Source organism: Clostridium sp. ZS2-4 (genome assembly GCF_026719745.1).
GTDB lineage: Bacteria > Bacillota > Clostridia > Clostridiales > Clostridiaceae > Clostridium_H.
Genome location: NZ_JAPPRQ010000030.1, coordinates 1 through 5,035, shown reverse-complemented (window position 1 = coordinate 5,035; position 5,035 = coordinate 1). Strand labels below are relative to the sequence as shown.

8 protein-coding genes are annotated in these 5,035 nt (G+C 28.0%); 4 read left to right on the top strand and 4 right to left on the bottom strand.

Annotated elements, in window-relative coordinates:
* Positions 1-128 precede the first annotated feature (128 nt).
* The gene (locus OIO11_RS05860) at positions 129-659 is read left to right on the top strand and encodes a DUF5050 domain-containing protein (protein ID WP_268070519.1); all 531 of its coding nucleotides are present in this window, start codon (positions 129-131) and stop codon (positions 657-659) included.
* A gap of 89 nt (positions 660-748) precedes the next feature.
* Here OIO11_RS05860 and OIO11_RS05855 read toward each other — a convergent pair whose 3' ends face one another.
* The 3 genes from OIO11_RS05855 to OIO11_RS05850 form a co-directional block, all read right to left on the bottom strand.
* Positions 749-1,417 carry a peptidoglycan recognition protein family protein gene (locus OIO11_RS05855; RefSeq protein WP_268070518.1) on the bottom strand — a complete coding sequence of 223 codons (669 nt, stop codon included), beginning with the start codon at positions 1,415-1,417 and terminating at the stop codon, positions 749-751.
* 72 nt (positions 1,418-1,489) lie between these two features.
* Positions 1,490-1,561 (bottom strand): BhlA/UviB family holin-like peptide, encoded by a 72-nt coding sequence (locus tag OIO11_RS17220; protein WP_442781240.1) that lies wholly within the window; start codon positions 1,559-1,561, stop codon positions 1,490-1,492.
* 260 nt (positions 1,562-1,821) lie between these two features.
* The gene (locus OIO11_RS05850) at positions 1,822-2,061 is read right to left on the bottom strand and encodes a tyrosine-type recombinase/integrase (RefSeq protein WP_268070517.1); all 240 of its coding nucleotides are present in this window, start codon (positions 2,059-2,061) and stop codon (positions 1,822-1,824) included.
* 375 nt (positions 2,062-2,436) lie between these two features.
* Between OIO11_RS05850 and OIO11_RS05845 the strand changes: the two genes are divergently transcribed.
* The 3 genes from OIO11_RS05845 to OIO11_RS05835 all read left to right on the top strand — a co-directional run bounded on the left by OIO11_RS05845 (position 2,437) and on the right by OIO11_RS05835 (position 4,018).
* On the top strand, positions 2,437-2,976 hold the full coding sequence (locus OIO11_RS05845; protein ID WP_268070516.1) for a sigma-70 family RNA polymerase sigma factor: 540 nt from the start codon (positions 2,437-2,439) through the stop codon (positions 2,974-2,976).
* Positions 2,977-3,628: 652 nt separating this feature from the next.
* Entirely contained in the window at positions 3,629-3,760 is a 132-nt protein-coding gene (locus tag OIO11_RS05840) for a hypothetical protein (RefSeq protein WP_268070515.1), read from the top strand.
* 30 nt (positions 3,761-3,790) lie between these two features.
* Complete coding sequence (locus OIO11_RS05835; RefSeq protein WP_268070514.1) at positions 3,791-4,018, top strand: hypothetical protein; 228 nt, start codon at positions 3,791-3,793, stop codon at positions 4,016-4,018.
* A gap of 76 nt (positions 4,019-4,094) precedes the next feature.
* Here the strand turns inward: OIO11_RS05835 and tenpIN are convergent, their stop codons facing one another.
* Entirely contained in the window at positions 4,095-4,538 is a 444-nt protein-coding gene (gene tenpIN, locus OIO11_RS05830) for a type III toxin-antitoxin system TenpIN family toxin (RefSeq protein WP_268070513.1), read from the bottom strand.
* Positions 4,539-5,035 lie beyond the last annotated feature (497 nt).

The window sequence follows — 5,035 nt, the reverse complement described above, 5'->3', positions numbered from 1 at the left end:
TTTTTAAATAAAATAACGTAAATTTTTTACATTAAAAGGAGATATAAGTAGGCATAAATGCTAAAAAGTAGCTAAATACAATTTTAAATTATGAAAAATATATAAGAAATAAAAGGAGAACCTAATATATGAAAAAAAGATTTTTAAAAATAGTTATGTATCTTATTTTAGTAATTATATTTTCAGTTTATTTGATAAAACAATATAGTCCAAGATTTAAAGCCCAAATATATACTTTTAAAACTTCAATACAAATTGAACATATAAACTTTCCAAAGGAAACTATATTTAAACGTCTATTTAATAATGAAACTGTTAAGACTAAAAATTACTTAATATATAAAAAAAATAATTATACAATTTATAAATCTGATTTAAATGGAGGAAATGAACTTCTTCTTTACAGTGGAAAAGATGAAGTTGGATCACTGCTTGTAGATGATATATATATAACTGATGATTGGATCATATTTCAAGACTGCGCAGGAATTTTAAGAATAAATCTAAATACAAATAAAAAAGAACGACTCTTTAATGGGTTAGTATCTAATATTCAGGTTAAAGATGATTTAATTTATTTTATGTATATGGCTGATAATAATAGACTTTATAGAATGAGTGTAAATGCCGAAAATTTAGTTAGAATCAGTTTATTTTAAAAATTTTTAAACAATAAAAAAGCCGCCCAATTTAAAGGCGACTCATTGCTTTTAATATTTGATTTTGGTAGATACTATTCTAAGGCTATTTAAATTGAGTTTTTTATACTGCTTAAAGGATAGTTTGTACCAGGGCAATCGGTATCTCCTAGTTCTTTATGACCTTTAATACTATTTATAGTATATTTAGAGCAAAGATACTTACAAAGAGCTATTACAGCTGCCTCTTGAGCTTTAGGCATAGTTTCAATCATATAATTACCTTGAACACATATTCCAAGGGTATTTGAATTATGATGAAGGCAGTGGGCACCTATAGCTTTTTCCGGTCTTCCTCTGTAAATTTTACCCTCTTTAGTAATAAAGAAATGATAACCAATACAACTCCAGCCCTTTTCATTCTTATGAAAATTATGAATATCATACACATTCCAGGTTTTATGTTCAGAATGGTGAAGAACCAGCATATTAGGCTTATTGCTGTAACTAAGTTCACCCAATTGTAAATTAGTTTCTATTATGTTTATATTAGAATTAGTACTAGGCTTTGAATAGGCATCTAGTGCACCTAAAGTTTTACAACCAGCTATTCCATCAACAGTTAAAGAATGATCTCTTTGAAATTTAACTACAGCGGTATAAGTACCCTTACCGAAAATTCCATCATCAGCGTACCTTCCGCAGCTGTAGCCAAGATTTATTAAATGTTGCTGTAGCATTTTTACATTAAATCCTCTGTCACCTTTTTTTAGTAGCATATAATAACCTCCTTTATGGAATTAAGATTAATTTTTGAATACATGGTCTTTTATCGCTTTTCTCCTGGGCCTTTAAACAGATAGTGCAGCCCATATTCCTTGAGACGAAGCTAATTTAAAAAGTTCATTTTCCAAGTGGTTCACCTCCAATTTAAGAATTTTTATTTCTAAATGTATATATGAAATTTGGGTAAATATCTGTAAAAGAGTTCACATAGAGATTTAACTATATCACTTTTGGGGTTAAAGACGACTAATTTAGGGTCAAATTTAAATTAAAAGCGACTTTTTTAGGGTTAATTGCGATAAAAAAAATAGTTGACGCAATAATGTTTTATCAGTATAAAAATATAGGTACAAGAATAATTGAAATAGAAGAATTAAGAACTATGTTTCAATTAGAACTAGGTTTCACTTTTGGATGAATGGTTGAAGATCTGCATTAAAAGCTCCAGGGATACCCCGTTGTTATAGGCATGGTAGCCGAAAGTTTTTCTTAAGCTATGAGTTCCTATTTCTCCTGATATTATATTTCCATTCTCGTCTTTCACTACAAGTCCAACCATTTCAGCAGCAGTATTTAATATATACCAGGCGTGCTGGCGGGAAATTGGTTTATTTTCTCCTTGCTTCCATTGGAACAAAGAACAATACCCCTCAAAGGCGCATTCTACCGTTATACGAATCTGACACAACTCACTTGTGTCAGATTCAATTTCCTGTTAAATACATATTTTGAAATTTTGTTATTTTCGACACATTGATGAAATGTACTTATTAGAATATAAGAATTTTCATTAAAATAAAAAACAGTATTTAACAAATTACAAAAAATGGTATAATATAAGTACAGTTGATAGAGGACATTTGACAATTGACAGTTACAATCTGTAGAATTTTTCAGTTACATCAGAAAATTTTAAAATGAATATAATTTATAGTTTTGTTGTAAGCAAAACATATTTCACTGTCCACTGTCCTCTGTCAATTGTCAACTGTAAAAAAAGGTGGTGTTTATCATGGAGGAGCTTATAAGAAAGGCAAAGGAAGGAGATATAGAATCAGCAGTATGTATTATAAATAAGTACAAGTATCTTATACTAAAGAAAGCTTATGAGTATAGAGTGCCTGGATATGATTTTGAGGATTTAGTGCAGCAGGGGTACCTTTCAATCATAAAGGCAATACATATGTACAAGCTTGGCAGCAAGTCTTACAATGGATATTTTATAAATACAATTACTACAAACTTTGCAGCTCTTTTAAAAGGAGAGATAAAACACTTTAGAGAAATTCCTGATGAGAATATACTTAACAAGGATGAAGCTTATGATTTTACCATAGAGGACCAGCTTATAGCTTATGAGGAAGTTAAAGAGCTTTATGCTGCTATGGATGAATTAGAACCAGTAGAGAGAGAAATACTTAACAGATACTATATCAATGATGAAAGCTTCAAGGAGATTGCTTGTGATATAAACCTTGAATACAACAGGATTACTTATTTAAGGACTAGAGCAGTTAAGAAACTTAGGGAGAGTATGAAAAGGAAGAAGTAGCAAAGTAAAAGTTGAGAATTGATCGTAGACAGTTTTCAGATAAGTAATAAAATAGTTAAAGATTTAAAAAGCAGCTGTAAATAACAAATAACTAGAGCTGCTTTTATTTAAGGGTTAATATGGTATAATTGGATATAGTTTGTTGTTGAATAATATAAAGCTATAAACGTGCAAAAATGCTAACAAATTTTTACAGTACAAATTTATACTTTACCCTTGCATCCACGGCCTACGGCCGCAAAGATAAATTCGCTAAGGTGCTTTCTCTGAGGAATTGTTAAATATAAAGTTAATTTTAAAACCAGAAAAAAATTGTTAATAGATTTATCATATGGTATAGTATTTTTGGTAGACATTTTAATCATCCTTTGTAAGTGTTTTGTCGCAAAAATATATTACAATATGATGGTCAAAATGTCTACTTTTTTTTATTTTTATGTGTTGTAAAAATTTGTTAGCTAAAATGCACGTTTATAGNCAAAGATAGATATAAAAGATAGCGAAAATCTAGAGAATCTCATGCCTTGGTCTGATAAGATTCCTAAAAATATAAAAATTAAAGATAAGAAATAAATTAATCCTAGTAAAGCATATTCTTGCCTTACTAGGATATTTTAATACTATTCTTGGAATTATTAAAGGTGCTAAAACTTTGACGCTTACAGATATTAAAGAAGAAAGTAAGAAAGAAAAAGTAATAGAAAGTAATATTAGTTTAATGAGTAGTAGTAAGAAAGATATTTCTTTAAAAAGTAATGTTCAGTTAGAAAAGATTATACCTTAAGTTCTTGAGCTGTTAGAATTAAAAGACGATTTGAAAAAATTAGTTGATAAAAGTAATAAAGAAAAAAATTGTATAGACATAGTCCCTAATAGACTAGAAATATCGACTTTTAATGGAAACTTAAAAGTTAAGAGTATAAAGATTTACGAAGAAGTTTTAGATAAATTTAATGGATTTATGAATGAGAATAAGCAGTTAAAGCAACAAGATGTAGTGAGTCAAGCTCTATGGGAATTTTTAAATAAATATGATAAGTAAATATGAAGTTTATAGGGGGAGTTAAAATTATATATTTATGTTATTAACTTTTCTATTTAATTTATATAAGTATATTTTAAGGTTGTCTATCTTTTATACCTAATTCTGTATGGAAGTATTGTAGTGTAGAATAGTTACATAATGTTTCATTATGTTTAGCTTCAAGATGTTGTAATGCTTTTTTATAATCTTTTATATATTTAGACAGTTTTTTCTTGATTATATGTTGTTTACCCTTAAGAGTTTTAAATTCATTTGGACGTATATATGGATTTGTTGAAGTATCTATATAGTTAGAATCTGTAATTATAACAGTTTTTGAAAAATCTAGACCACAATTATTTTCTTTATCTGTCCAGTAAACATATTTATGGTTTATATTAGATCTTAATGGAACAGCATAGTCTATTTCATCTATTGTGACTTTAAACATTATATATGGTCTGTTAATTTTTTTTTCTATTTCAGTACAATGCATGTAATCTGAATAAAATTGTTGAGTCAAAAATAAGAATTTCATAGTATCCCCCGTTAAATAAAATTAGTCCCTTATATATAAGGGACTAATTTTGTTTATAATCTTTTTTATATTCTATCTTCTTAATGAGCTTTTTTTATTTTAACCTGCTCACGCTCTATGAGCAAATCTTCTTAATGAGCTTTTTTTATTTTAACTTGCTCACGCTCTATGAGCAAATCTTCTTAATGAGCTTTTTTTATTTTAACTTGCTCACGCTCTATGAGCAAATCTTCAGCTAATATTATTATATGCAATAAATCAAGTTATTACACTTGTAATATAACATTTTTCGTAGTATATGTCAATGCTTTTGCTCAAGAATATTACTGTAGAGATATTAGAAGATTACAAATATAGTTATTAATATAGCAACTCAACTTTCGCACTACGAAAAAGCTAGTTTTTCCTTGATAAAACTAGGTAATGTAGATATAAAATAGTCTAAAAAATCGTTGATTTGAGTTTTTGTAAGCGATAGCTTTTCATATAGTGCAGAC

Coding starts and splice junctions, on each gene's coding strand:
- OIO11_RS05860 (WP_268070519.1), top strand. CDS start 129: ATGAAAAAAAGATTTTTAAAAATAGTTATGTATCTTATTTTAGTAATT.
- tenpIN (WP_268070513.1), bottom strand. CDS start 4,538: ATGAAATTCTTATTTTTGACTCAACAATTTTATTCAGATTACATGCAT.
- OIO11_RS05855 (WP_268070518.1), bottom strand. CDS start 1,417: ATGCTACTAAAAAAAGGTGACAGAGGATTTAATGTAAAAATGCTACAG.
- OIO11_RS05845 (WP_268070516.1), top strand. CDS start 2,437: ATGGAGGAGCTTATAAGAAAGGCAAAGGAAGGAGATATAGAATCAGCA.